This is a genomic window from Micromonospora alfalfae (assembly GCF_022230925.1).
Taxonomy (GTDB): Bacteria; Actinomycetota; Actinomycetes; order Mycobacteriales; family Micromonosporaceae; genus Micromonospora; species Micromonospora alfalfae.
The window spans coordinates 148,386-173,307 of record NZ_JAKKFH010000007.1 but is presented as its reverse complement, the minus strand read 5'-3'; the positions used below and the strand labels follow the sequence as shown (position 1 = coordinate 173,307).

The 24,922-nt window shown below is 70.9% G+C and carries 20 protein-coding genes; 8 read left to right on the top strand and 12 right to left on the bottom strand.

Features of this window, described 5'->3' with window-relative positions:
* Positions 1-40: 40 nt before the first annotated feature.
* Positions 41-619, bottom strand: coding sequence for an NUDIX domain-containing protein (locus MED01_RS06685; RefSeq protein ID WP_308193426.1), 579 nt, complete (start codon positions 617-619; stop codon positions 41-43).
* An 848-nt stretch (positions 620-1,467) separates the two neighbouring features.
* Positions 1,468-2,418, bottom strand: coding sequence for an NUDIX hydrolase (locus MED01_RS06680; protein WP_210783350.1), 951 nt, complete (start codon positions 2,416-2,418; stop codon positions 1,468-1,470).
* 143 nt (positions 2,419-2,561) lie between these two features.
* Here MED01_RS06680 and MED01_RS06675 point away from each other — a divergent pair, with 143 nt between their 5' ends.
* A complete protein-coding gene (locus tag MED01_RS06675) occupies positions 2,562-2,930 on the top strand; it encodes a PspC domain-containing protein (protein WP_238667614.1) in 369 nt (122 codons plus the stop codon).
* A 7-nt stretch (positions 2,931-2,937) separates the two neighbouring features.
* Here MED01_RS06675 and guaA read toward each other — a convergent pair whose 3' ends face one another.
* Both guaA and MED01_RS06665 read right to left on the bottom strand, forming a co-directional pair.
* Positions 2,938-4,494, bottom strand: coding sequence for a glutamine-hydrolyzing GMP synthase (gene guaA, locus MED01_RS06670; protein WP_238667613.1), 1,557 nt, complete (start codon positions 4,492-4,494; stop codon positions 2,938-2,940).
* Positions 4,495-4,640: 146 nt separating this feature from the next.
* The gene (locus MED01_RS06665) at positions 4,641-6,338 is read right to left on the bottom strand and encodes an FAD-dependent oxidoreductase (RefSeq protein ID WP_238667612.1); all 1,698 of its coding nucleotides are present in this window, start codon (positions 6,336-6,338) and stop codon (positions 4,641-4,643) included.
* Between the two features lie 145 nt (positions 6,339-6,483).
* Between MED01_RS06665 and MED01_RS06660 the strand changes: the two genes are divergently transcribed.
* Positions 6,484-7,602, top strand: coding sequence for an LCP family protein (locus MED01_RS06660; protein ID WP_238667611.1), 1,119 nt, complete (start codon positions 6,484-6,486; stop codon positions 7,600-7,602).
* Positions 7,603-7,609: 7 nt separating this feature from the next.
* Here the strand turns inward: MED01_RS06660 and MED01_RS06655 are convergent, their stop codons facing one another.
* Complete coding sequence (locus MED01_RS06655) at positions 7,610-9,067, bottom strand: M1 family metallopeptidase (protein WP_238667610.1); 1,458 nt, start codon at positions 9,065-9,067, stop codon at positions 7,610-7,612.
* A gap of 110 nt (positions 9,068-9,177) precedes the next feature.
* Positions 9,178-10,581, bottom strand: coding sequence for a M1 family metallopeptidase (locus MED01_RS06650; protein ID WP_238667609.1), 1,404 nt, complete (start codon positions 10,579-10,581; stop codon positions 9,178-9,180).
* A gap of 202 nt (positions 10,582-10,783) precedes the next feature.
* Between MED01_RS06650 and MED01_RS06645 the strand changes: the two genes are divergently transcribed.
* Positions 10,784-11,899: a sugar phosphate isomerase/epimerase family protein gene (locus tag MED01_RS06645; RefSeq protein WP_238667607.1), complete on the top strand. Its 1,116-nt coding sequence runs from the start codon at positions 10,784-10,786 to the stop codon at positions 11,897-11,899.
* Positions 11,900-11,969: 70 nt separating this feature from the next.
* Here the strand turns inward: MED01_RS06645 and MED01_RS06640 are convergent, their stop codons facing one another.
* Both MED01_RS06640 and guaB read right to left on the bottom strand, forming a co-directional pair.
* Positions 11,970-13,088 (bottom strand): GuaB3 family IMP dehydrogenase-related protein, encoded by a 1,119-nt coding sequence (locus tag MED01_RS06640; protein WP_238667606.1) that lies wholly within the window; start codon positions 13,086-13,088, stop codon positions 11,970-11,972.
* A gap of 30 nt (positions 13,089-13,118) precedes the next feature.
* Complete coding sequence (gene guaB / locus MED01_RS06635; RefSeq protein ID WP_238667604.1) at positions 13,119-14,681, bottom strand: IMP dehydrogenase; 1,563 nt, start codon at positions 14,679-14,681, stop codon at positions 13,119-13,121.
* A 186-nt stretch (positions 14,682-14,867) separates the two neighbouring features.
* Here guaB and MED01_RS06630 point away from each other — a divergent pair, with 186 nt between their 5' ends.
* On the top strand, positions 14,868-15,287 hold the full coding sequence (locus MED01_RS06630; protein WP_238667602.1) for a DUF5319 domain-containing protein: 420 nt from the start codon (positions 14,868-14,870) through the stop codon (positions 15,285-15,287).
* Positions 15,288-15,552: 265 nt separating this feature from the next.
* On the opposite strand, the gene MED01_RS06625 is transcribed toward MED01_RS06630, so the two are convergent.
* Positions 15,553-16,368 (bottom strand): helix-turn-helix transcriptional regulator, encoded by an 816-nt coding sequence (locus tag MED01_RS06625; protein WP_238667601.1) that lies wholly within the window; start codon positions 16,366-16,368, stop codon positions 15,553-15,555.
* Between the two features lie 253 nt (positions 16,369-16,621).
* Here MED01_RS06625 and MED01_RS06620 point away from each other — a divergent pair, with 253 nt between their 5' ends.
* Together MED01_RS06620 and MED01_RS06615 are read left to right on the top strand one after the other, a co-directional pair.
* Positions 16,622-17,005 (top strand): WhiB family transcriptional regulator, encoded by a 384-nt coding sequence (locus tag MED01_RS06620; RefSeq protein WP_091406539.1) that lies wholly within the window; start codon positions 16,622-16,624, stop codon positions 17,003-17,005.
* 775 nt (positions 17,006-17,780) lie between these two features.
* Entirely contained in the window at positions 17,781-18,344 is a 564-nt protein-coding gene (locus tag MED01_RS06615) for a hypothetical protein (protein ID WP_238667600.1), read from the top strand.
* A 567-nt stretch (positions 18,345-18,911) separates the two neighbouring features.
* Here the strand turns inward: MED01_RS06615 and MED01_RS06610 are convergent.
* The 3 genes from MED01_RS06610 to groES form a co-directional block, all read right to left on the bottom strand.
* The gene (locus tag MED01_RS06610; RefSeq protein ID WP_238667599.1) at positions 18,912-20,627 is read right to left on the bottom strand and encodes a molybdopterin-dependent oxidoreductase; all 1,716 of its coding nucleotides are present in this window, start codon (positions 20,625-20,627) and stop codon (positions 18,912-18,914) included.
* 134 nt (positions 20,628-20,761) lie between these two features.
* Complete coding sequence (gene groL / locus MED01_RS06605; protein WP_238667598.1) at positions 20,762-22,402, bottom strand: chaperonin GroEL; 1,641 nt, start codon at positions 22,400-22,402, stop codon at positions 20,762-20,764.
* A 70-nt stretch (positions 22,403-22,472) separates the two neighbouring features.
* Positions 22,473-22,781 carry a co-chaperone GroES gene (gene groES, locus MED01_RS06600; protein WP_007465101.1) on the bottom strand — a complete coding sequence of 103 codons (309 nt, stop codon included), beginning with the start codon at positions 22,779-22,781 and terminating at the stop codon, positions 22,473-22,475.
* A 265-nt stretch (positions 22,782-23,046) separates the two neighbouring features.
* On the opposite strand from groES, the gene MED01_RS06595 reads away from it, so the two are divergent.
* The gene (locus MED01_RS06595; RefSeq protein ID WP_238667596.1) at positions 23,047-24,258 is read left to right on the top strand and encodes a THUMP-like domain-containing protein; all 1,212 of its coding nucleotides are present in this window, start codon (positions 23,047-23,049) and stop codon (positions 24,256-24,258) included.
* A gap of 10 nt (positions 24,259-24,268) precedes the next feature.
* Complete coding sequence (gene ybaK / locus MED01_RS06590) at positions 24,269-24,748, top strand: Cys-tRNA(Pro) deacylase (RefSeq protein WP_238667595.1); 480 nt, start codon at positions 24,269-24,271, stop codon at positions 24,746-24,748.
* Positions 24,749-24,922 lie beyond the last annotated feature (174 nt).

The window sequence follows — 24,922 nt, the reverse complement described above, 5'->3', positions numbered from 1 at the left end:
CCCGGCACTCCACAGCCCCGCGCCCTGAGGCCCCGCGCCCTCAAGCCCCGCGCCCTCCACGCCCCGCGCCCTCAAGCCCCGCGCCCTCAAGCCCCGCGCCCTCAAGCCCCGCGCCCTCAAGCCCCGCGCCCTCAAGCCCCGCGCCCTCAAGCCCCGCGCCCTCAAGCCCCGCGCCCTCAAGCCCCGCGCCCTCAAGCCCCGCGCCCTCAAGCCCCGCGCCCTCAAGCCCCGCGCCCTCAAGCCCCGCGCGTTCAGGCGCTGCGCCCTCAGGCCCGGCGTTCTCAGGCCCCACGCTCTCAGGCCCCGCGCCGTCGGACAGTGCGCCTTGGGGCATGTTGAGCTCGAACAACAGGCGGTCGGTGTGCAGCGCGGCCTTGTCCTCCGTGAAGGTGGCCACATCGGCGACCACCGCGAGTAGTCGCGCCACAGCGATCGTCAGCCCGGCCTGCTCGGCGACCTGGCGGACCACGGCGTGCTCCGGGTCCTCGGCATGCCCTACGGCACCGCCCGGCAACCGCCAGAACCCGGGAAACTCACCCTCCGCCCCATCCCGAACCATCAAGACCCGGCCCGAGTCCCGCACCAGCCCGTAGGCCCCGACTCGCCTCGTAAACTGCACCTTTGCTCGCCCCCGCTTCGCACCCACAACTGTTGATCATTGAAGTTATCGCGGTCCATCTCGCGTTCCGACAATAACTTCATGATCAACGCGAGGCAGTGCACGGGAACCCGCAGAGCTTGGCGAGCCGGGGCGTCGCACGCGTCCGGGCCCTCCATCGCGTCCGAGGGCTCCGTCGCGTCCGAGGGCTCCGTCGCGTCCGAGGGCTCCGTCGCGTCCGAGGGCTCCGTCGCGTCCGAGGGCTCCGTCGCGTCCGAGGGCTCCGTCGCGTTCCGGGGGTCGTAGCCCGACACCCCATGACGACGGCCAATTCGCCCGGCCAAGACCCGTTCAGCCTGCTTTGCGACCGATCCGCTTCACCCTATTAACCCTCATTGTGCTGTCCATTCGCGTCGCGGGAGTCGAGACGAACGGTGATCGACTCGGGTTCACGGAAGGCGCGGTATGCCAGCGCCTGGGACACCGCGCCTTCAAGGAATCCGAGTGGATCACCGAGGGGCGTGGCGGCACGCCGATGATTGCCTGCCCGCGACGCCCGCGCGGCACCCCTCAGCGAGGCGTCCCGGATTCAAGATCGCGCAACATCCAGGATGTAGTGGCATCGGCGCGCCGGTGAAGCCACTACATCCTGGTTCGAGCACGATCTTGGCCCGAGGCCCGAGGCCCGAGGCCCGAGGGCCAAACACCCGAGGCCCGAGGCCCGAGGGCCAAACACCCGAGGCCCGAGGCCCGAGGGCCAAACACCCGGGGCCCGAGGCCCGGTACCCGACACCCGAGGCCCGTGGGCCCGAGGCCCGACGCCCAAAGACCCGACGCCCAAGACCCGAGGCCGGCGGCGCGATGCAGGGTCAGGTGAGTTGGGCGGCTTGGACTGCTTCGGCGGTCACCTCGGTGAGGCGGTCGGTGGGGAGGGCGCCCAACTCCTCGCGGCCGAACCAGCGGGCCTCGCAGGTGGAGCCGCCCACGTCGGCCACGGTCAGTGGATTGGGCTGGTCGACGACGACCCGGTAGAAGGCGCGTACGCCGTGCCAGTCGATCGGGTAACCCTCGGGGCCGAGTGAGGCGGCGTCGCGGTGGCTGGCGACGCCGAGCAGTTCGACGAGGCGGCCGGCCTGGCCGGTTTCCTCGATCAGCTCTCGGATGAGTGCCGCGCCGGGTTGTTCGCCGTAGTCGGTGCCGCCGCCGGGTAGGTGCCAGCAGCCGGCGCCGGGGTAGCCGTCGGAGATGCGGGTGAGCAGCACTCGACCGGCGGGGTCGGTGCAGACCGCGTACGCGGCGAAGCGTTGGGCCCGGTGCAGCCCGTCGGGGCCGGGCACGGCGTAGAAGGAGGGGAATTCGGGTGCCTCGTCGGGCACCACGTCGGCTGAGGAGGCGGGCAGCCCGAGGGCGCGTGCGGTGAACGAGCGCAGCGGCAGCTCGCGCGCCTCGTCGAGGGTGTACCACCGGGCGAGGTCGGTGGGGCGCTCGCCGACCCGGTCGGCGAGGGTGCCACCGCGCACTGCCACCCGGTAGATGAGCCGGTCGGTGTGGATGGTGATGCCCCGGTCCGGGAGTGCCCGCATGTCGGCGAGCACGTCGGCCAGGCCGGAGACGGCGACGGAGAGGCCGGTTTCGGCGGCGGTCTCGCGGACGACTGTGTGGTTCGGGTCCTCGCCGTGGTCGACCGCCCCTCCGGGCAGCGACCACGCGCCGGGGGTGCCGGAGCGCTCCGATGCGCGGACCAGCAAGACTCGGCCGCTTGAATCAGCACAAACTGCGTATGCCGCGATCCTGCGGAGCGGCTTGAGCAAGGTGGTCACGGAAGCAAATTCTCCCCGGGCCGGGTTACCGGAACGGAAAAGAGTCGGATTCCTGACTATCTGGCCCCGGTCAGGGATCGGTCAGGGTAAGGATCCGGGCGGTCACCGAGGGCGGGCCGGTCACCAGCGCGGACCGTGGGGGTATGACATCGACCACCGCTCCCCGTGCCCCGTACAAGCAGCTTCGGCGACCCACCACCGACCGCATGGTCGCCGGGGTCGCCAGCGGCGTCGGCCGCTACTTCGCCGTCGATCCCACACTGGTCCGGGTGATCTTCGCGGTCACCGGCCTGCTCACCGGCGGGCTCGCGCTGTTCGCGTACCCGATCATGTGGTTCCTGATGCCGGAGGAGCCCACCGGCGCGCCGGCCTGGCCGCACGCCGCGGGCGTCGCGCCGCAGAACGGCCCGCCGCCCACCGCCGGGCCCGCGCCCGGCGGGGCACCGCAGGGGTACGCCCCGACGCCGCCCTACCCGCCGACGACCCCGTCCGGCCCGCCGCCGGCTGCCTGAGCGGCGCTCACTCCCACTCGATGGTGCCCGGCGGCTTGCTGGTGACGTCCAGGACGACCCGGTTGACCTCGGCGACCTCGTTGGTGATCCGGGTGGAGATCCGGGCCACCACGTCGTAGGGCAGCCGGGACCAGTCGGCGGTCATCGCGTCTTCGCTGGAGACCGGGCGCAGCACCACGGGGTGCCCGTAGCTGCGCCCGTCTCCCTGCACACCGACGCTGCGCACGTCGGCGAGGAGCACCACCGGGAACTGCCAGACGCCCCTGTCGAGGCCGGCGGCGGTCAGCTCCTCGCGGGCGATCAGGTCGGCCTGGCGGAGCAGGTCGAGCCGCTCCTGGTCGACCGCGCCGATGATCCGGATGGCCAGACCGGGGCCGGGGAACGGGTGCCGCCAGACCATCGCCTCAGGCAGGCCCAGCTGGAGACCGAGCGTCCGGACCTCGTCCTTGAACAGGGTGCGCAGCGGCTCGACCAGCGCGAACTTCAGGTCTTCCGGGAGGCCGCCGACGTTGTGGTGGCTCTTGATGTTGGCGGTGCCGGTGCCGCCGCCGGACTCCACCACGTCGGGGTAGAGGGTGCCCTGGACCAGGAACTCGACATCGCCGTGTGCGGCGATCTCGCGGGCCGCGGCCTCGAAGACCCTGATGAACTCCCGACCAATGATCTTGCGCTTCTGCTCCGGGTCGATCACCCCGGCGAGCGCGCCGAGGAACCGGTCGGTGGCGTCGACCACCTTCAACTTGATGCCGGTGGCGCTGACGTAGTCCTTCTCCACCTGCTCGGCCTCGCCGGCGCGCAGCAGGCCGTGATCGACGAAGACGCAGGTGAGCTGGTCACCGACGGCCTTGTGCACGAGCGCCGCGGCGACGGCCGAGTCCACCCCGCCGGAGAGACCACAGATGACCTCCTTGTCGCCGATCTGGGCGCGGATCCGGGCGACCTGCTCGTCGATGATGTTCTCGGGAGTCCAGGTCGGCTCGATGCCGGCGATGTCGTAGAGGAAGCGGGTCAGCATCTCCTGGCCGTGCGCGGTGTGCCCGACCTCCGGGTGGAACTGCACGCCGGCCCGGCGACCGGCCAGGTCCTCGAATGCGGCGACCGGCGCGCCCGCCGACTCGGCGGTGACTGTGAAGCCCTCGGGGGCCTCGGTGACGCAGTCGCCGTGGCTCATCCAGACCGGCAGGTCCGCCGGGAGGTCACGCAGCAGCACACCCGGGTCGAGGAGGCGGGGGCGCAGCGGGGTGCCGCCGTACTCGCGGTTGCCGGTCCTGGTGACAGTGCCGCCGAGCGCCTGGGCCATCGCCTGGAAGCCGTAGCAGATGCCGAAGACCGGCACGTCGGCGCTGAACACGCCCGCGTCGATCTGCGGCGCGTCCGGGGCGTAGACGCTGGACGGGCCGCCGGACAGGATGATCGCGGCGGGGTTCTTCGCCAGCATCTCGGCGATCGGCATCGAGTGCGGCACGATCTCGGAGTAGACCTTCGCCTCACGGACCCGGCGGGCGATGAGCTGGGCGTACTGGGCTCCGAAGTCCACCACGAGGACGGGGCGAGGCAGGCTCATGTGCACGAAGCCTACCGACAGTCACGGCCGCCGCCGGCACCGGCTCGCCGACACACCACCTTTCCCGCGATCTTGCACTTCCCGTCCCGACAAAAAACACATAAGCCGTGTAACGACGACCGAAACTGCAAGATCGCCGCAGGAGGTCACTGACGCAGCGCGCCGGGGGCGCCCGGCGGGACCGACGGGTTGCGTGGGGGTACGGCCGACAGCCGGCGGTACGGGGACCCGAGCGTCGGACGGGGGTCCTCATCGCCCCGGTTGGGCCAGAAGGACATCGCCCGTTCCGCCTGTGCGGTGATCGTCAGGGACGGGTTCACGCCCAGGTTGGCCGAGACTGCCGCGCCGTCGACCACGTGCAGCCCGACGTGCCCGTACACCCGGTGCCAGGGGTCGATCACCCCGTCGGCCGGGGTGGCCCCGATGACCGCTCCGCCCAGGATGTGCGCGGTCATCGGGATGTCGAAGGGTTCGGTGAGCGCACCGCCGGGGGTGCCACCGATCTCGTCGGCGAGCATTCGGGCGGCGGTGTTGCCGGCCGGGATCCAGGTGGGGCTCGGCGTGCCGTGGCCCGGCCCGGTGACCAACCTGCTGCCGAGTGGGCCACGCCGCCACCGGGTGGTCAGCGAGTTGTCCACGGACTGCATGACCAGGGCGATCACCGTCCGTTCCGACCAGCCGCGTACCGACAGCATCCGCGCGGCCAACCGGGGCTGCCGCACGATGCTGCCCAGCCAGCGGCGTACCCGGTGTGGGCCGCCGTCGACAAGCAGCGACTGGAGCAGCCCCATCACGTTGGAGCCCCGCCCGTAGCGGACCGGTTCGATGTGGGTCTGCGGGTCCGGGTGGAACGAGCTGGTGATGGCCACTCCCTCGGTGTAGTCCAACTGCTCGGCCCGGGCCCGTCGACGGGGCACCGAGGCGCCGAGGATCGCCTCCGAGTTGGTCCGGGTCAGCTCGCCGAGGCGGGGCGAGAGCCCGGGTAGCGCACCATCGGCCCGCATTCCGTGCAGCAGCCGCTGGGTGCCGAGCGCCCCGGCGGCGAAGACCACCTGGTCGGCGTGGATGACCTGCCGTCCCTTGCGCAGCCAGGCGCCGGTGCGTTCGGTGTGCACCTCGTACCCGCCGCCGTCGGCGGGCCGGACGGCGGTCACAGTGGTCAGCTGACGGACCGTGACCCCGAGCCGTTCGGCGAGCCAGAGGTAGTTCTTCACCAGTGTGTTCTTCGCGCCGTGCCGGCAGCCGGTCATGCACGAGCCGCAATGCAGGCAGCCGGTGCGTTCCGGGCCGGCGCCGCCGAAGTACGGGTCGGCGATCCGCTGGCCGGGCCGGCCGATGTGCACGCCCACCGGGGTGGCGTGGAAGGTGTGCCCCACCCCCATCCGGTCGGCCACCGCGCGCATGGCGCGGTCCGCGCCGGTGTGCACCGGGTACGTGGTGACGCCGAGCATCCGTTTCGCCTGGTCGTAGTGGCGGGCCAACTCGTCGCGCCAGTCGGTGATGTCGCGCCACTGCGGGTCGCTGAAGAAGGCCGGCAGCGGTTCGTAGAGGGTGTTGGCGTAGACCAGCGAACCGCCGCCCACCCCGGCGCCGGAGAGCACCAGCACCCCGCCGCCGGATCGTCTGTCGGCCGGGCGGAGCAGGGTGAGCCGTTGGATGCCGTAGCAGCCCAGCTTCGGTGCCCAGAGGAACCGGCGGACCCGCCAGGACGTCTGCGGGAACTCGTCGTCGGCGAAGCGGCGGCCGGCTTCCAGCACCGCCACCGAGTAGCCCTTCTCGGCCAGTCGGAGCGCGGTGACGCTGCCACCGAAGCCGGACCCGATGACGACCACGTCGTACCGCATGGAGGCATCATTACTCGCGAGTAGCGCTCGCGCCAGCGGCACTTTTCGCGCGATCATGCTCCGGCCGACCGACCCGGCGCCTCCCGGCCGCAACCCGGAGCACCCGTCGGAACGTTGTTCACCAGACGGGTGGAAGGAATCCAACATGGTTCTCGGGTCGATGGCGCCGCGCCGACGGTGGCTGCTGCTGGGGCTGACGGCCCTCGCCGTCGTCGCGCTGATCGCGGCCGGCACGGTAGTGATCACCCGGTTGACCGGCGACGACAAGCCGGGCGGCGCTCCGGTGGCCGGCTCACCGACGCCGTCGCCGATCGGCACGCCGACGCCGAGCCCCAGCGGCCCGCCGCCGGGCGCGGACATCACCGGCCCGCTCAACCTGCTGCTGGTCGGCGTGGACACCCGGGTCAGCGTGCCCGGGTGGGAGCCGCACTCGGACGCCGTGCTGGTGCTGCACGTACCCAAGGGGTTGGATCGGGCGTACCTCTTCTCGCTCCCCCGCGACCTGGTGGTGGACATCCCGGCGTTCCCGAAGGCCGGCTACAAGGGTGGCAAGACCAAACTCACGCACGCGATGAGCTTCGGCAGCCGGGTGCCGGGCAAACCCAAACAACCCAGCACCGCCCAGGGGTACGAGCTGCTGCGCAGCACCGTCAGCGGTTACACCGGTCTGCGCATCGACGCGGGCGCGGTGCTCACCTTCACCGGGTTCGATCGGCTGGTCAACGCCCTGGGTGGGGTGGACATCTACGTCGACCAGCGGGTCGAGTCGCTGCACCGCCGACCGGACGGCAAGTACCGGGAGAGCGCGCCGGGCGGCTACAAGGGGCCGCAGCAGGTCTACGAGAAGGGCGACCGGCACCTCAACGGCTGGCAGGCGCTCGACTACGCGCGGCAGCGCTACATCACCGGCGGTGACTACGCCCGGCAGCGCCACCAGCAGCAACTGATCCGGGCCATGACCCGCAAGATCCTGGACGAGGGGCTGGCCCGGCAACCGGAGCGCGTCGACCAGGTGGTTTCCGCGCTGGGCGACACGCTGGTCTACGTGGGTGGGCGCCGGATCGTGGACATCGCGTATGCCCTCAGTGGCCTGCCGGAGAACCGTTTCACGCTGGTCGGGCTGCCCGGTTCCGGTGTCGGCAAGGGCAGCGCCTACCGGGGTGAACAGCTGACCAGCGAGGGCCGGAAGTTCCTCACCGAACTCCGCGCCGGCCGCGCCGACGCGTACCTGACCGCCCACCCCAAACTGGTCGTGAAGAGCTGACCGCCAATCAGAGTCGCTTGGGCAGGTCGGGCTTCTCGGTGCCGTAGAGCCAGGCGTCGAAGATCGCGTCGAGCTGCTTGCCGGAGATCCGCTCGGCCAGCGCCACGAACTCGGCGGTGGTGGCGGTGCCGTCGCGCTTCTCCGCCGCCCACGTCTTGACGATCTCGAAGAACGCCTTGTCGCCGACGGCCACCCGCAGGGCGTGCAGTGTCATCCCACCGCGCTGGTAGACCGACTCGCTGAACAGCTTGTCCACGCCCGGCTTGCCCGGCGGCGTCCTCCACACCTGCGCGGACATCTCGGCGTAGCGGCTGTGGAACGCCTCCTTGGCGGTGTACGCCTCGGTGTGCTCGGCCCAGAGCCACTCCGCGTACGTCGCGAAGCCCTCGTTGAGCCAGATGTCCTCCCACTTGGCCAGCGCGACACTGTCGCCGAACCACTGGTGGGCCAACTCGTGGGCGACGACCTCGGTGTTCTCGCCCTGCCGGAAGAAACTCGCCGCGTAGACCGGTCGGCTCTGCGTCTCCAGGGCATAGGAGATCCGGCTGTCGGAGATCACCACCCCGCCGTACGCGTCGAACGGGTACGGCCCGAACACACTCTCCAGGTAGTCGGCCACCGCGACGGTCTGCGCGATCGACGCGTCGGCGTTCCCCTTGGCCACCGTGGTGGTGACCGCGTTGTAGACCGGGCGGCCCTTGTGCTCGGCGGTGGTGATCCGGAACTTGCCGATCACCAGCGTGCTCAGGTAGCTGGCCATCGGCGACTTCTCCGACCACTTCCAGGTGGTCCAACCGCCGGTGCTGGTCTTCCCGCCGGGAACGCCGTTGCTGATCGCGGTCAGACCGTCCGGAACGGTGACCTCGAAGTCGTAGGCAGCCTTGTCCGACGGGTGGTCGTTGACCGGGAACCAGGTGCTGGCCGACTCGGGCTGACCCAGCGCGATGGCCCCGTCGGCGGTGTGCAGGAAGCCACCGTCACCGAGCGTCTCGTTCTTCAGCGGCTTCGGCTTGCCCGCGTAGGTGATCTCGGCGACGAACCCGTTGCCGTTGATGAGGCCGGAAGCCGGCTTGATCACCAGCTCGTTCCGCTTGCGGCTGTGGGTCGCCGGCGCGCCGTCCACTGTGACCGCGCTGACGGTCAGGCCGGCCAGGTCGAGGTTGAACGTCGACAGGTCAGTGGTCGCGGTGGCCCGCACCGTTGTCGTACCCGTCAACTGGTCCTTGGCCGGGTCGTAGCGCACCTTCACCGTGTACCGCCCGACGTCGTAGCCGCCGTTGCCGTAGGTCGGGAAGTAGGCGTCGCCGACCCCGTCGGCGCCCGCGGCGAACGTCCGTGCCGGAGTGGGGGACGCGCTCGGTGGTGGGGCCGTCTCCGGGCCCGCCGAGTCACATCCGGACAGTGCGAGCGCACCGGTCACCAGCAGGCCGACAGCCACTCGCAGTCTGTGCCGCGTCCCGCGCATCCCACACCCTTTCCGCACGGTGGCCGGTCACGGCCTCCGCCGTCCCGCGCGAACGGGCGCCTACCCGCCGTTCGCAGGCGGCAGCATATCGACCGGGCAGCGGGGCCGGGTCACGGCAGTGTGGGGGCCGAACCACCCACCAACCAGGCGTCGAAGAGCGGACGCAGTTGCCGCCCGGCGACCCGCTCGGCCAGCGCGACGAGGTCCGCGGTGGTCGCGTTGCCCGCCGCCCGCTCGGTGGTCCAGGTACGCAGGATGCGGAAGAAGAGGTCGTCACCGACGGTCCGGCGCAACGCGTGCACGGCGAGCGCCCCGCGCTTGTAGACGGCACTGCCGAACATCCGCTCCCGGCCCGGCTCCACCGACGGCTGCGTCCAGTCGGTCGCCGCGTACTGGATCTCGAAGTTGCGCTGGGCGGTCCGGCCGCCGGCGTGCTCCTCCCACAACCACTCGGCGTAGCTGGCGAAGCCCTCGTTGAGCCAGATGTCGCTCCACCTGGTCAGCGACACGCTGTCGCCGAACCACTGGTGCGCCAGTTCGTGGGCGATGACGCTCGGGTTCGGCCGGTCGTCCGCGAAGAAGCCAGGCCCGTAGACCGGCCGGGACTGAGTCTCCAGCGCGTACCCGATCCGCTCGTCGGCGATCACGATCCCCCCGTACGAGTCGAACGGGTACGGGCCGAAGCGGCTGGCCAGGAAGTCGACGATCGCGCCGGTGCGGGCCAGCGAGGTGGCCGCGCCGCCGGTCGCCGGAAGGCTCGCGGCCACCGCCGTGACCATCGGTTGGCCGGCGTGCGTGCCGGTCACCACCCGGTAGTCACCGATCACGAGCGTGCTCAGGTAGCTGGCCATCGGGGCGCGCTCCGACCAGCGCCAGGTGGTCCAGCCGTCGGCGCTGCTCTTCGGCCCGGGTACGCCGTTGCCCAACGCGGCCAGGCCGTCCGGGACGGTCACCGCCAGGTCGTAGGTGGCCTTGTCCGACGGGTGGTCGTTGACCGGGAACCAGGTGGCTGCCGAATCGGGTTGGCCGAGCGCCACCGCGCCGTCGGCGGTGTGCAGGAAACCACCGCTGCCCAACACCCCGTCGTCGACAGCAGTGGGGACGCCCGCGTACTCGACGGTCACTGTGAACTGCCGGCCGCGCGGCAGTCCGTCGCGGGGGGTCACCACCAGCTCGCCGTCGCCGCGCCGGTGCTCGGCCGCCGCGTCACCCACGCTGACCGCGCTGACCTTTAGACCGACCAGGTCCAGGTTGAACCGGGACAGGTCCTGCGTGGCGGTGGCCGTGATGACGGCTCGACCGGTCAGCCGGTCGGTTGACGGGTCGTAGCGGACGTCGAGGCCGTAGTGCCCGACGTCGTAACCGCCGTTGCCGTGCCCCGGCACGTACGGGTCGCCGACGTCGGCGGCACCGGGCCGGAAGCCGTCGTGGTCGTCGCCGGTGCAAGCGGTGGCGGCCAGCCCGATCGCGCAGGTCAGCGCGGCGACGCGCAGTCTCCGTCCGGTCAGGACCATGCCCACCCCTCCTGCCGCACCCGGCCGTCTGCGGCGTTCCGGTGAGGACGAGCGTAGTCAGGATCGCGGGCCGCGCGGCCGGTATCGACGATCATCAGTGACTTTCGTCGAATCCAACAAAAGCTGCCGTCGATCGAACCTTTCTTTCGACTTAGACCGACGTTAGTGTCTGTCTCCGACCACCGTCGCGAAAGGTGGAACCATGCCAGACCACACCGCCCCCGACGCCACCCCCACCGGCCGGCTCAGCCGCCGATCCCTGCTCGCCGCCTCCGCCGGCGCCGCCGCCGCGATCGGCGCGGCGGGCCTACCCGTCCTCGCCACCGGCACCCCCGCGCTCGCCAATCCCGGCAACGCGAGCAAGCTGCGGGTGGAGCCGCTGATCCCGGCCCGCAACCGCGGCATCATCCTCTACAGCGTCCGCGACCGGATCACCGCCGCGCCCGACGACAGCGGAGTGCCGTACGGCTTCGAGCGCGTCCTCGCCCGACTCGCCGAGATCGGCTACAAGGAGATCGAGTTCGCCGGCTACACCCAGAGCACCGAGATCCTGGGCCGGCAGATCACCCCCGCCGAGATCCGCAAGATCCTCGACGACAACGGTCTGGTGGCCAACGGAACCCACGCCACGATCCAGGCAGCCACCTTCCAGCAACAGCTGGACATCGCCGAGGAACTCGGCATGAAGAACATCGGCACCGGCAGCGACCCGACCAGCAGCGCCTACAAGGCCGAGTGGGACGCCGCCGCGGACATCTGGAACGAGCTGGGCCGGCAGGCCAAGGCCCGGGGCATGCGGCTCTACACGCACAACCACGACGCCGCGTACAGCTTCCTGATCGACCGGGGCCCGCGCGACGCGCAGGGCCGGCAGACCCGATCCTCCGGCATCCGCCGACTCGAGTACTTCTTCGAGATCACCGACCCGCGGTACGTCTTCTTCGAGCTGGACATCTACTGGGCCTACGTGGCCCGTTACAAGCACCAGAAGTACGTCAACCCGGCCGGCCAGGAGGTGACCGACCTGTTCGACCCGATCCTCACAGTGGCCGACCGGACCACCCGGTTCCCGCTCTTCCACGCCAAGGACGGCGACCGGGACACCAGCGTGCCCAACGGGTACCAGATGACCCCGCTGGGCGACGGCGACCTCAACTTCCAGCAGTTCTTCCAGACCATCGGCGAGCGCAACTTCCACCACGCCAACTGGGAGATGGACACCGCCCCCGGCGGCGCGGACAACAGGGGCCAGTCGCTCGACTTCGCGGCGACCAGCTACCGCAACATGTCCGACCTGACCATCTACGTGGAGAAGTGACTCCCCGCTGAACGCGACGAAGGCCGGCCCCGCACCAGGCGGGGCCGGCCTTCCGGCGTCTCACGATCGGTCAGCGGTCCAAAACCAGGCCGACCTTCTGGAACTCCTTCAGGTCGCGGTAACCGCACTTGGCCATCGCCCGACGCAGCCCACCGAACAGGTTGAGCTGGCCGTCGGCCTCGTCCGCAGGCCCGAAGAGCAACTGCTCCATCGACCCGAGCGGCTCACCGGCGACCTCGAACGCACCCCGGGGCAGCGACGGGTGACTCGCCGCCGAGTGCCACCAGGCACCACCGGCCGGGGCCTCGTCGCAGAGCGACAACGGCTCACCGAGCATCACCGCGTCCGCACCGCAGCCGAGCGCCTTGGCGATGTCGCCCGAGGTCTGGATGTCACCGTCGGCGATCAGGTGCACGTACCGGCCGCCGGTCTCATCCAGGTAGTCACGGCGGGCCGCCGCGGCGTCGGCGATCGCAGTGGCCATCGGCACCCGGATGCCCAGCACCGACTCGGTGGTCGACCACTCGTCGCCACCGATACCCACGATCACGCCGGCCGCGCCGGTACGCATCAGGTGCAGCGCCGTCTTGTAGTCAGTGCAGCCACCGACGATCACCGGCAGGTCCAGGTCGGCGATGAACTCCTTGAGGTTCAGCGGCTCATCGGTGGTCGACACGTGCTCGGCCGAGACGATGGTGCCCTGGATGACCAGGATGTCCACCCCGGCGTCCAGGATCACCGGCGCCAGCGCGAGGGTGTGCTGCGGAGAGACCCGCACCGCCACCGTGCTGCCACCGGCGCGCAGCTCGCGCACCCGCTCCGCGATCAGGTCCGGGCGGATCGGCTCGGCGTACACCTCCTGGAGCCGCTTGGTGGCGCGGGCCTCCTCGTCGAGGCCGGCCAGCTCGTCCAGCACCTTGGTCGGGTTCTCGTAGCGGGTCCAGAGCCCCTCGACGTTGAGCACGCCAAGGCCGCCGAGCTGACCGAGCCGCACCGCCGAGGCCGGGCTCATGGTGGCGTCGGAGGGGTGGCCGACGCACGGAATACCGAACGGGTACGCGTCGAGCTGCCACGACGTCGAGACGTCGTCGACGTCGCGGGTGCGGCGGCTCGGCACGATGGCGATGTCGTCCAGGTGGTAGCCGCGCTGCGCGGTCTTGCCCAGCCCGATCTCGACCACGTCACGCATGGGGGACTCCAGGTGGTTGGGGGTGTTGGGTCAGCGGGTGTGGTAGTTGGGCGCCTCGACGGTCATCTGGATGTCGTGCGGGTGGCTCTCCTTCAGACCAGCCGCGGTGATCCGGATGAGCTGGCCCCGGCGGTGCAGATCGGGGATGTTCTCCGCACCGGCGTATCCCATGGCCAGCCGCAGCCCGCCGACCAGCTGGTGGGCGACCCGGGACAGCGGCCCCCGGTAGGGCACCTGACCCTCCACGCCCTCGGGGACCAGCTTGTCGTCGCTGAGCACGTCCTGCTGGAAGTAACGGTCCTTGCTGTACGACTTCGCCTGGCCACGGGACTGCATCGCGCCGAGCGACCCCATCCCGCGGTACGTCTTGAACTGCTTGCCGTTGACGAAGATCAGCTCGCCGGGGCTCTCCTCGCAGCCGGCCAGCAGGCTGCCGAGCATCACCGTGTCGGCGCCGGCCACCAGGGCCTTGGCGATGTCGCCAGAATATTGGATGCCGCCGTCGCCGATCACCGGCACACCGGCCGGGCGGGCGGCCCGGGCCGCCTCCATGATCGCGGTCACCTGCGGCACACCGACCCCGGCGACGATCCGGGTGGTGCAGATCGCGCCCGGCCCCACGCCCACCTTGACGCCGTCGGCTCCGGCGTCGACAAGCGCCTTCGCGCCGGCGTACGTGGCCACGTTGCCGCCCATGACGTCGACAGCCACATCGGCCTTGAGCCTGCGGACCATGTCCAGCACGGCCCGCTGGTGACCGTGCGCGGTGTCCACGATCAGCACGTCGACGCCCGCGTCGACCAGGGCACGGGCCCGCTTGTACGCGTCCTCGCCCACACCGATCGCGGCGGCGACCCGCAGCCGGCCGGCGTCGTCCTTGCTGGCGTCCGGGTACTGCTCGCTCTTGGTGAAGTCCTTGACGGTGATCAGGCCACGCAGCCGACCCGAGTCGTCGACGATCGGCAGCTTCTCGACCTTGTGCTGACGCAGCAACGCCAGGGCGTCGTCCTTGCTCACCCCGACCCGCGCGGTGACCAGCGGGGTGTGGGTCATGATCTCCCGAACCGGGGTGTCCGGCTCGGAGACGAAACGCATGTCCCGGTTGGTGACGATGCCGACAAGCTGGCCGTCGCCGTCCACCACCGGAACGCCGGAGATGCGGTAACGCCCGCACAACTCGTCGACCTCGCGCAGGGTGTCATCCGGGCTGGCGGTCACCGGGTTGGTGATCATGCCCGACTCGGAGCGCTTCACCAGATCGACCTGGAGGGCCTGGTCCTCCAGGGAGAGGTTGCGGTGCAGGACGCCGATGCCGCCCTGGCGGGCCATGGCGATCGCCATCCGGGCCTCGGTCACCGTGTCCATCGCGCTGGACAACAGCGGAATGGACAACTCGATGTTGCGGGTGAGCTTGGTCCGGGTGTTGACCCGGCTGGGCACCACGTCCGACTCGCCCGGCTGGAGTAGCACGTCGTCGAAGGTGAGGCCGAGCGGAACCACCCGGGCGGAGCCGGCCGGCAGCTCGGGCAGGTGGCCGCCCAGGTCGGCGTGCTCCACGCCGGCCGGAAGATCGGTGCTGGGCGAATTTTCCACGATTGCTCCCCTGAGCTGCTCGGATGGGCTTCAGCGAGGTGGCGCGGGCGGGCACCGGAGCGCGCCACGGTGCCGGCACGTCGCCTCATCGTACCCAGTGAGCTGGGCGACCCGTCCGTGGCAGGCCGGGCCGGCGCGGAGGCCGGGGGGCGGACGTTCGCGCCGCGTTGGGTCTACGGTGAGGGGGTGCACGACGAGCCCATCGACCCGTTCAATGGCGACCCGGCCGATCCGACAGCGGGTCTGGAAGACCCGGGCGATGACGCGACGCCGGATCCGCTGACCGACGTCGAGCGGCAGGATGTGCTGGAAGACCTCGCTGACCTGGAGATCTACCAGGCTCTGCTGGCCCCGATCGGGGTCCGCGGGCTGGTGATCGAATGCGAGGACTGCCGCGAGCCGCACTACTTCGACTGGGACCTGCTCCGCGGCAACCTGCGGCACCTGCTCAACTCGGGCCGGCCCCGGGTGCACGAACCCGCCTACGACCCGGACCCGGACCACTACGTGACCTGGGACTACGCCCGGGGGTACGCGGACGGGGTGCACGACACCCTGTCCGAGGGCACCGAGGACGAGCCGGACGCCCCGACCGCCACCAAGTAACGCCTGCCGGGCGGCGGGCACCCCCGCTGCCCCGCGCCCCGGATGCTCCGCTGCCGCGCTGTCCGCCCTGTAGTCGCGCGGCGTACCTTGCAGTCGCGCCCCCCGGTGCCCAGCGGTCGCGCGGCGTACCCGGGCTGCCGCGCACCCCGGAGGCTCAGCAGTCGCGCAGCGGTGCCTTGCAGTCGCGCGGCCTGCCCTTTAGTCGCGCGGCGTACCCGGGCTGCCGCGCGCCCGGGCTGCCCTGCCGTCGCGCGGCGTGCGTCGGTCAGGCCACCAGACCGGCGCGGAAACCCGCTGCCACCGCGTGGGCCCGGTCCCGGGCGCCAAGCTTGCGGAACAACCGGCGGGCGTGCGTCTTGACGGTGTCCTCCGAGACGAACAGCTCCCGGCCGATCTCCGCGTTGCTCTTGCCCTCGGCCATGCCGAGCAGCACCTGAAGCTCACGCTCGGTGAGGCCGATCGACGCCCGACTGGGTCGGGCGTTCGCTGCGGGACGGCCCGGTTCGGTCTGGGTCGACGACTCGCCGGTCCCTGCCTCCGCCTCGTCGTCGCCCCGCTGTACCGGCACCGACGCCACCCCGGCCGGCCCGTCGGCTGCTGTGGCCGCCCAGCCGGGTTCACCGGAGCCGCGTGGCGACGGCCCGGAGCGGCCGGAGCCACCCACCGCCGCCGCGTCGCGGGCCGGATCGGTGATCCGCTGCCGGGAGGCTCGGCCAGGCGCGGTGAGCAGCAGGAGCGCCTTTGCCACTGCGCTGGTCAGGTCATGGTCGACATTCTGGATGAGCCCCCGCGCGCCGGCGCTGATGGTGGCCGCCGCGGCCTCGGACTCCTCGGTGCCCAGCAGCAGCACCGCCGCCTGGGGCGCACGCGCCAACACCCGGCGGACGAAACCGGCGCTGTCCGGCCGGGTGAGGGCCGTGTCGGCCAGGACCACGTCGGCCGGTCGCTCGGCCAGACGCAGCATCACCTCTGGATCAGAGACGGCGGTACGAACGATCGCGGACAACCCCAGCCGCGCGGCAGCAGAAGTAAGATGCTGGGCCGCGAGTGGTGTCCGAACGCACACAAGAACGGTACGCACTGTGGTCTCCTCTCCGCCAACGAGCAGACCATGACGAGGTCGGCTGGGGAGGGGGTTCCCGGCAATCCTTCGAACTTTTCCGACAGATAGGGCAAAAGCCGCAATTTCTCGGACGTTTTCGATCACAGACGTGTGAGTTGGCGACAGCCCGGGTACCGGGAGATCCAGGCCGGGAACGGTGCGCCTGCGCGGCCCGCCGCCCGGATGCCGGCCATAAGGATTCTCGCGGAGCCGCGCGGGAGGAGGGGTGCTGATGTCGAACGTACGTAGACTGCCCGGACCCATCGTCGATCTCTGGGACTGGCAGCGACTCGGTGCCTGCCGGGGGCGCGACAGCGCCCAGTTCTTCCACCCCGACGGTGAGCGTGGTTCCTCCCGGTTGCGTCGCGAGTCCGCTGCCAAGTCGGTCTGCCGCGCCTGCCCGGTTCGCGCCGAGTGCGCCGCCCACGCCCTGTCGGTACGGGAGCCTTACGGCGTGTGGGGCGGCTTCAGCGAGTCGGAGCGCCTGCGACTACTCGCCGTCGGCTGGGAGGATCTGGCAGACCGCCGGCACGCCCGGGTCGACGTCGCGCGGCTGGAGGCCCGTCTGGGCCGCCCGCACAAGTCGACCGTCCCGGCCCAACGCAACGTCGCCTGACCCGACGCGTCCCCAACATCCGCGAACCGCGCCCTCCCAGCGAGGGCGCGGTTTCGTGTCGTTCATGGGGTTTCGTGTCGTTCATGCGGTTCCCCCACGGCCAGGGCCCGCGCCACCGCCGACGGCGCGGTTCGTGTCGCTCAGGCGGTTTCCCAGGACCACCGACAATGCCTTGATCAACACGGGTTCCTTGATGTCGGGGCATCCCGCCCGCCCGGACACCCCGATTTCAATGACCCCGAGTGGATCAAGCCGAGTGTCCGGTCTCGCGGGCGAGCAGAGAGATCGCGCTGCGGAGTTTTGCCGGGTATGGGGCATTCGAGCCAGGTGCGGGGCTTAAGCTGCTGCGAGGTACGCGGCTTTTGTCCGGTGACCGGACGCACTCGTAGGTTGGAATCGTGGCGGGGCCGGGGTCGTTACATACCCTGACGATCGCAGTACCACCGACCCGCCGCCCGCCCCTGAGGGCTGGTCACGCAGGCTGGAATGCCAGCCTCCACCCGGTCGTTACAGTCCCCACGAACGACCAACGGGCACCGCCTTGATGAGGGTGCCGACGGTGGGCCAACCCGGAATGACCCCGGCCCCCCGGTCGTTACACAGGGTCCCGGCGCCACGAGCCCCCCGCTCGGCAGGTCGCCGACCCGACGCCCTGATGGGCGTCACCCCCCAGACTTTTCCCCTTTGTTTGTGCAGCGCCGGACGAGGTGCTCACACCCCGCCGCCGCCCCCCATGTGGTGGTTGGGTGTCCTACCCCCGAAGGAGCTACCCCTCATGAACACGATCTTCCGTAAGAGCATGCTGTCCGTTGCTGGTCTCGCGTTCGCCGGTGGTGTCTTCGCCGGCCCGATCGCCGCCCACGCCGCCACCCCGGCCGTGGATGCCAAGCCCGCCGCCGTGGCCGTGCAGTCGGCGCCGAAGCCGCAGGGCGACCAGTCCCACATCAGCCTCAACGATGAGCAGACCGCGAACGTGAAGGCGATCATCGCCGCCACGAAGAAGGCCGGCCTGCCCGAGCGGGCCGCGGTGATCTCGATCGCGACGAGCCTGCAGGAGTCGAAGCTGGAGAACCTGGGCCACCTCGGCGACATGAACGACCACGACTCGCTGGGTCTGTTCCAGCAGCGCCCGTCCAGTGGTTGGGGCACCCCGGAGCAGATCACCAACCCTGAGTACTCCACGACCGCGTTCCTCAAGGGTTTGAAGCAGGTCGACGGGTGGCAGGACATGCCCCTGACCGACGCCGCGCAGACCGTGCAGGTGTCGGCGTACCCGGACGCCTACGCCCAGTGGGAGCAGCAGGCCACCGACCTGGTCGGCCAGTACTGGAACAGCTGACCCGCACCACAGCAGGACAAGCAGCAACACCACGCACGACAGCACCACCGCACGACACCGACCGCTGGCCGGCACCCCGACCCGGGGTGCCGGCCAGCGGCGTTTTCTTTGCCCTGAACCCGCAGATCTTGGACACTTTCCGTTCGCGCCGAACGGAAAGTGTCCAAGATTTGCATGCACGGTCTGGGACACCACCGGTCAACCAGGCAGCCGCCCGCCGGCCCGAAGGAGAGTCGCGGGACCCGGCAACGCAGGTTGCCAACAGCCCCGCTCACCCGCAGAGCAGGTCGCGGAAACCCGGCAACGCACGTCGCCAACCAGCCCGCCCACCCGCAGGGCAGGTCGCAGAGACGACCCACCGATCCGACCCAGGAGCAGGTCGCGGAGACCGCCCACCGACCGACCCCACGGAGCAGGTCGCGGACACCGCCCGCCGACCCGCGGAACATGTGGCGAACACAGCCCACCAGCACGCCAGGCAGGCCGCCAGCACAGCCCACGAACGCGCAGAGCACGTCGCGGACACACGTCGCGGACGGAGCCCGGGCGACGAGGCCATGGCGTGGATCAGCGGACGGTGACGGTGACCGTGTGCCAGCCGGTGGCGCCATCCGGGACGACGTCCTGCGTACGTTCGGTTTGGGTTTCACCGGTCGCGTCCGTCGCGCGGACCTGGAGCCGGTGCTCGCCCGGTGTGGCGTCCCAGCGCCAGGACCATTGCACCCAGGTGTCCACCGACACGGTCGGGGCCAGCGCGGCTTCCTGCCACGGGCCGTCGTCGACGCGTACCTCGACTCGGCGGATGCCCCGGTGCTGTGCCCAGGCCACCCCGGCGACGGTCACCGGGCCGGCGGTCAGCCGGTTACGTTTCCGGGGCGTGTCGATCCGCGACTGGGTCTTGATCGGCCCCTGGGGGGACCAGCCGCGCGGCACCCAGTACGCGTCGAAGTCGGCGAATCGGGTCAACTCCAGTTCGGTCACCCATTTGCAGGCCGACACGTAGCCGTAGAGGCCCGGCACCACCACTCGGACCGGGAAGCCGTGCTCGACCGGCAGCGGCTCGCCGTTCATCCCTACGGCCAGCAGCGCGTCCCGTCCGTCGCGCAGCGCGGCGGTGGGGGTGCCGCAGGTCCAGCCGTCGACCGACCGGCCGACGACCTGGTCGGCGTCGTCGTCCGGCTCGACCTCGTCCAGCAGTTCTCGCAGGGGTACGCCGAGCCATAGGGCATTGCCGATCAGGTCCCCGCCCACCTCGTTGGAGACGCAGGCAAGCGTGACGTACCGCTCGACCAGCGGTCGGGCCAGCAGATCCGCGTAGCTGTAGGTGCGTTCCCTGCCGACCCGTCCGTGGATCCGCAGCCGCCAGGTGTCCGGGTCGACCTGGGGCACCACCAGCGCGGTGTCGATCCGGTAGAACCCGAAGTTCGGGGTGACGTACGGCGCGAGCTGCGTCAACGAGAGGTCCGCGCCCGCCGGTACGGCCGGTGCGGGGGCGACCGGCGCGGGCAGGCGGATCGCTTCGCGGGCTGCGGACACGCCGCGCCGCCCTGCCAGCCAGCGCCCACCGAGGCCGGCCACCACGGCGGTGCCGAGCAGCACCCCGCTGCCGGTGAGGAACCGCCGCCGCGACTCCGGGTCCACTTCGGCGGGCCCGACCGGTTCGGCGGCGGCCGTCGGCCCGGAGGGAGTCACCGGCACCGACTCTGCGGGCGACCCGGGATCAGCGGACGACCCGGGACCAACCGGCGACACCGGACCAGCCGGCGACACCGGACCAGCGGACGACACCGGACCAGCGGACGACACCGGACCAGCGGTCGGCGTGGGTGGTGACCAGGACCAGGGGTCCAGCTCGAAAGGTCCGCCGATGAACAACCAGAGCACCAGTGCGCCAAGACCGGCGCCGACCACTGACGGCAGCGCGTCGGCGAGGTCGGCGCCGGAGCGGGTCAGCGCGGCGGCCACGCCGATGGCGCCGAACGCGGCAATGCCGGCCAGGCCGAGTGCCAGCCGGCGGACCGCCAGGACGCCGAAGAGCGCGGCGAAGCCTCCCAGCAACACGGCAGTTCCGACCAGCAGCGCGATCTTGTCGGCGGTGCCGAAGAGGTCGATGGCGAGTTGCTTCAGCGATTCGGGGACGGCGTCGACGATGACCCCGCCGACCGCGACCAGGGGCGCCGACCGGGGACCGGTCAACACCGCGACCGGTTCGGCGATCCCGATCGCGACGGCGGCGGCGGTGATCCCGGCCAACGCGGCGTACCGCCGTGACGTGGTGCTCATCGGCCCAGTGTGCGCGATCATCTCGCCCGGTCGCCAACAACGTCAGCGTTCGGTAATGACCTGCCAGCCCGCAGGAACGAGCCGGGGCGCACCGCCTGACGGCGGTGCGCCCCGGAACGGGTGTCGCTACCGGATCAGAAGCCCGGGCCGTGCTGGTGGCCGTGACCGTGGCCGTGCCCACCGGCGGCGGCCGGCTCGGCCTGCTCCGGCTTCTCCACCACGAGGCTCTCCGTGGTGAGCAGCAGACCGGCGATCGAGGCGGCGTTGGTGACCGCGTTGCGGGTCACCTTCACCGGGTCGATGATGCCGGCCTTGACCAGGTCGACGTACTCGCCCTTGGCGGCGTCGAGGCCGTTGCCCCACTTGAGGTCGGCGACCTTCTGCGTCACGACGTAACCGTCGTGACCGGCGTTCTGGGCGATCCAGCGCAGCGGCTCGACGAGCGCCTTGCGCACTACCGAGACGCCAACCTTCTCGTCACCGGTGAAGCCCAGGTCGTCGTCGAGCACCGAGAGGATCTGCACCAGGGCGGCGCCGCCGCCGGGCACAGTGCCCTCCTCGACCGCAGCCTTGGTCGCCGCGATGGCGTCCTCGATGCGGTGCTTGCGCTCCTTCATCTCGACCTCGGTCGCCGCGCCAGCCTTGATGACGGCGATGCCACCGGAGAGCTTCGCCAGCCGCTCGGCCAGCTTCTCCCGGTCCCAGTCGGAGTCGGAGGCCTCGATCTCCTTGCGGATCTGGGACACCCGGTCGGTGACGTCGGCCTTCTGGCCACCGCCGTCGACGATCGTGGTGTTCTCCTTGTCGACCACGACGCGCCGGGCGGTGCCGAGCACCTCCAGGCCGACCTGGTCGAGCTTGTAGCCCAGCTCCGGGGCGACCAGCTCGGCGCCCGTGGAGATCGCGATGTCCTGGAGCATTGCCTTGCGCCGGTCACCGAAGCCCGGGGCCTTGACCGCGCAGACCTTGAGGGTCTTGCGCAGCGAGTTGACCACCAGGGTGGAGAGCGCCTGGCCGTCCACGTCCTCGGCGATGATCAGCAGGGGCTTGCTGTTCTGCAGGACCTTCTCCAGCAGCGGCAGCAGCTCTTCGATCGCCGAGATCTTCTGGGTGGTGACCAGGATGTACGCGTCCTCAAGGACGGACTCCTGACCCTCCAGGTCGGTGACGAAGTTCGGCGAGATGAAGCCCTTGTCGAACTGGAGACCCTCGGTCACGTCCAGTTCGGTGGTGAGCATCGAGCCTTCCTCGACGGTGATGACACCGTCGCGGCCGACCCGCTCCATCGCCTCGGCGATCAGATCGCCGATCGTGGAGTCCTGCGCGGAGATCGTCGCCACGTTCGCGATCGACTCCTTGCTGGTGACCTCGGCTGCACGGCCGAGCAGCGCCTCGGAGACCTTCATGGCCGCCGCGTCGATGCCCCGCTTGAGGCCGGCCGGGTTGGTTCCGGCGGTCACGTTGCGCAGACCCTCGCGAACCATCGCCTGGGCCAGCACCGTCGCGGTGGTGGTCCCGTCGCCGGCGACGTCGTTGGTCTTGGTCGCCACCTCCTTGACCAGCTGCGCGCCAAGGTTCTCGTACGGGTTGGTGAGCTCGATCTCCTTGGCGATGGTCACACCATCGTTGGTGATCGTCGGCGCACCGAATTTCTTGTCCAGGACGACGTTGCGCCCGCGCGGGCCGAGGGTGACCTTGACCGCGTCCGCGAGGGCGTTGACACCGTGCTCCAGCAGGTGCCGGGCGTCGTCCGAGAAGCTCAGGATCTTCGCCATTAATGTCCCTTCGAAGCGCCATTGCCCCGGCCCGGCGAGCCGGACCGGGGCAGTGGCACTGATCGGTTGCTTACTTCTCGATGACCGCGAGGACGTCGCGGGCGGAGAGCACCAGGTACTCCTCGCCGGCGTACTTGACCTCGGTGCCGCCGTACTTCGAGTAGAGGACGGTGTCGCCGACCTGCACGTCAACCGGAACCCGGTTGCCGTTGTCGTCGACGCGCCCCGGGCCCACAGCGAGGACAGTGCCCTCCTGCGGCTTCTCCTTGGCGGTGTCGGGGATCACGATGCCCGACGCCGTGGTGGTCTCAGCCTCATTCGCCTGGACCACGATGCGGTCCTCGAGCGGCTTGATCGCAACCTTGGTCGCGGTAGTCACGGGCATACCCTCCTGGGGTACTGGTTTCGTTGCTGGCCAGCGGGGCTGACCAGCGTCAATCTGCCTCATGCCACCGGGCGGTGCCGTCGTCGCGGGTGCCGGTCCGCCTGGCGTGCGCACCCGGGTCGCGAGACCCGGAAGCTGGCACCCTCAGGGTGAGAGTGCTAATCGCAGGTTATTCCGTGGCTAGCACTCCGTCAAGGAGAGTGCCAGCGCGTCGCGCCCCGACAACCAGGATTTCCCTGCCGGCCGGGACAATGGCCGGGTGGATCTCGATCAGCTGGCAGCGCTGCGTACCCCTGAGGGGTCGGCCGCCCTCACAGCGGCGGCCGACCTGGCCGGCGGTGATCCACTGGTCGCGGCGTCGGCGCTGCGCGCGACCGGGGTGCCGCCGACGTTGGCCGCGGCGGCGCTCACCCAGGCCGAGCTGCGGCACCGGGCGGTCGGCAAGTTCGGCCCGGCCGCCGCTGGGATGTTCCTCACCCGTCCCGGCCTGGAGCAGGCCACCCGCCGGGTGGTCGCCGACAGTCGGGCGGCCCGGTTGTACGCGGCCGGCGTGCGCACCCTGGCCGACCTCGGGTGCGGGCTCGGGGCCGACGCGCTGGCCGCCGCCCGCGCCGGCATCAGGGTGTACGGGGTGGAGGCCGACCCGGTGACCGCGGCGATGGCCGCCGCCAACGCCGAGGCGGCCGGGCTGGCCGAGCTGTTCACTGTCGAGTGCGGCGACGCGACCGGGTTCGACGTGTCAGCGGTCGACGGAGTCTTCTGCGATCCGGCCCGCCGCACGACCGGCACCGGGCGTCGGATCTTCGACCCGCGCGCCTACTCGCCGCCGTGGGACTTCGTCACCGGGCTGGCCGACCGGGTGCCGCGCACAGTGGTGAAGGTCGCGCCGGGCGTGGACCACGCGCTCATTCCGGCCGGCGCGGAGGCCGAGTGGGTCGGCGTGGATGGGGACCTGGTCGAGGCCGCGCTCTGGTGCGGTGAGCTGGCGGAGGTGCCCCGTCGCGCCACCCTCTACCGCCAGCGGGGCGTCGAGGCCCACCGTCACCAGCTCACCGGCTCGGGTGCCGCCGAGGCACCGGTCGGGCCGCCGCGTCGCTACCTGTACGACCCGGACCCGGCGGTGGTGCGCGCGCATCTCGTCGCCGAACTGGCCACCGAACTGGACGCCACCCTCGGCGATCCGAGCATCGCCTATCTCTACGCCGACCAGCCGGTCCGCACCCCGTACGCGCGCTGCCTGGAGATCACCGACGTGCTGCCGTTCTCGCTCAAGCGCCTGCGGGCGCTGCTGCGCGAGCGCCGGGTGGGCCGGGTGGAGATCCTCAAGCGGGGTTCGGCGCTCACCCCGGAGCAGCTCCGGCGGGACCTGCGGCTGGCCGGGGACGCGGCGGCGAGCCTGGTGCTCACCCGGGTCGACGGCGCACCGACGGTGCTGATCGGCCAGCCGGTCGACCAGCACCGTCTCGACTAGCCTCGTCGCTGTGGCGGGACAGGGCACGCCGGCAACGGCACTGTTGGTCAAGCGCGGGATCGCGCATCGCACCCATCCGTACCGGGTGTCGCCGGACGCCCCGAACTACGGCGCGTTGGTGGCGGTGGCGCTCGGTGTGGCACCGGAGCGCGTGTTCAAGTCGCTGGTGACCGCTGTCGACGGCGCGCTCACAGTGGCTGTCGTTCCGGTCACCGGCGAGTTGGATCTGAAGGCGCTCGCGGCGGCGGTCGGCGGCAAGCGGGCGGCGTTGGCCGACCGGGCGGTCGCCGAGCGGGCCACCGGTTACGTACGAGGTGGGATCAGCCCGCTCGGGCAGCGTCGACGGTTGCCCACGGTGCTGGACGAGTCCGCGCTGGATCTCCCGACGATCTACGTCTCGGCTGGTCGGCGCGGTCTGCAACTCGAACTGGCAGCGGTGGATCTGGTGGCGCTGACCGACGCCCGCACCGCTGCGTTGCAGACCCGCTGACGACAGTCGTTACGTCGACTTCCCCGTGGGATACCCAGGGAGTAACAGTCGCGTTGCTGAATTGTTATCGCTCCCAACAAACTATGCACCTGCGCGGTCTTGTGGAGCCGGTGTGACGCGAAATACGTTGCCGGACACAACAAAACAACACCTCCCCCACCTCCGAAAGGACCC

What these genes read in the sequence shown, in the direction of transcription:
- MED01_RS06645 (WP_238667607.1), top strand. Translation starts at nt 10,784, where the DNA reads ATGCCAGACCACACCGCCCCCGACGCCACCCCCACCGGCCGGCTCAGC.
- MED01_RS06620 (WP_091406539.1), top strand. Translation starts at nt 16,622, where the DNA reads ATGTCGAACGTACGTAGACTGCCCGGACCCATCGTCGATCTCTGGGAC.
- MED01_RS06655 (WP_238667610.1), bottom strand. Translation starts at nt 9,067, where the DNA reads ATGCGCGGGACGCGGCACAGACTGCGAGTGGCTGTCGGCCTGCTGGTG.
- guaA (WP_238667613.1), bottom strand. Translation starts at nt 4,494, where the DNA reads ATGAGCCTGCCTCGCCCCGTCCTCGTGGTGGACTTCGGAGCCCAGTAC.
- groL (WP_238667598.1), bottom strand. Translation starts at nt 22,402, where the DNA reads ATGGCGAAGATCCTGAGCTTCTCGGACGACGCCCGGCACCTGCTGGAG.
- MED01_RS06610 (WP_238667599.1), bottom strand. Translation starts at nt 20,627, where the DNA reads ATGAGCACCACGTCACGGCGGTACGCCGCGTTGGCCGGGATCACCGCC.
- MED01_RS06640 (WP_238667606.1), bottom strand. Translation starts at nt 13,088, where the DNA reads ATGCGTGACGTGGTCGAGATCGGGCTGGGCAAGACCGCGCAGCGCGGC.
- MED01_RS06660 (WP_238667611.1), top strand. Translation starts at nt 6,484, where the DNA reads ATGGTTCTCGGGTCGATGGCGCCGCGCCGACGGTGGCTGCTGCTGGGG.
- MED01_RS06665 (WP_238667612.1), bottom strand. Translation starts at nt 6,338, where the DNA reads ATGCGGTACGACGTGGTCGTCATCGGGTCCGGCTTCGGTGGCAGCGTC.
- MED01_RS06650 (WP_238667609.1), bottom strand. Translation starts at nt 10,581, where the DNA reads ATGGTCCTGACCGGACGGAGACTGCGCGTCGCCGCGCTGACCTGCGCG.
- MED01_RS06675 (WP_238667614.1), top strand. Translation starts at nt 2,562, where the DNA reads ATGACATCGACCACCGCTCCCCGTGCCCCGTACAAGCAGCTTCGGCGA.
- MED01_RS06615 (WP_238667600.1), top strand. Translation starts at nt 17,781, where the DNA reads ATGAACACGATCTTCCGTAAGAGCATGCTGTCCGTTGCTGGTCTCGCG.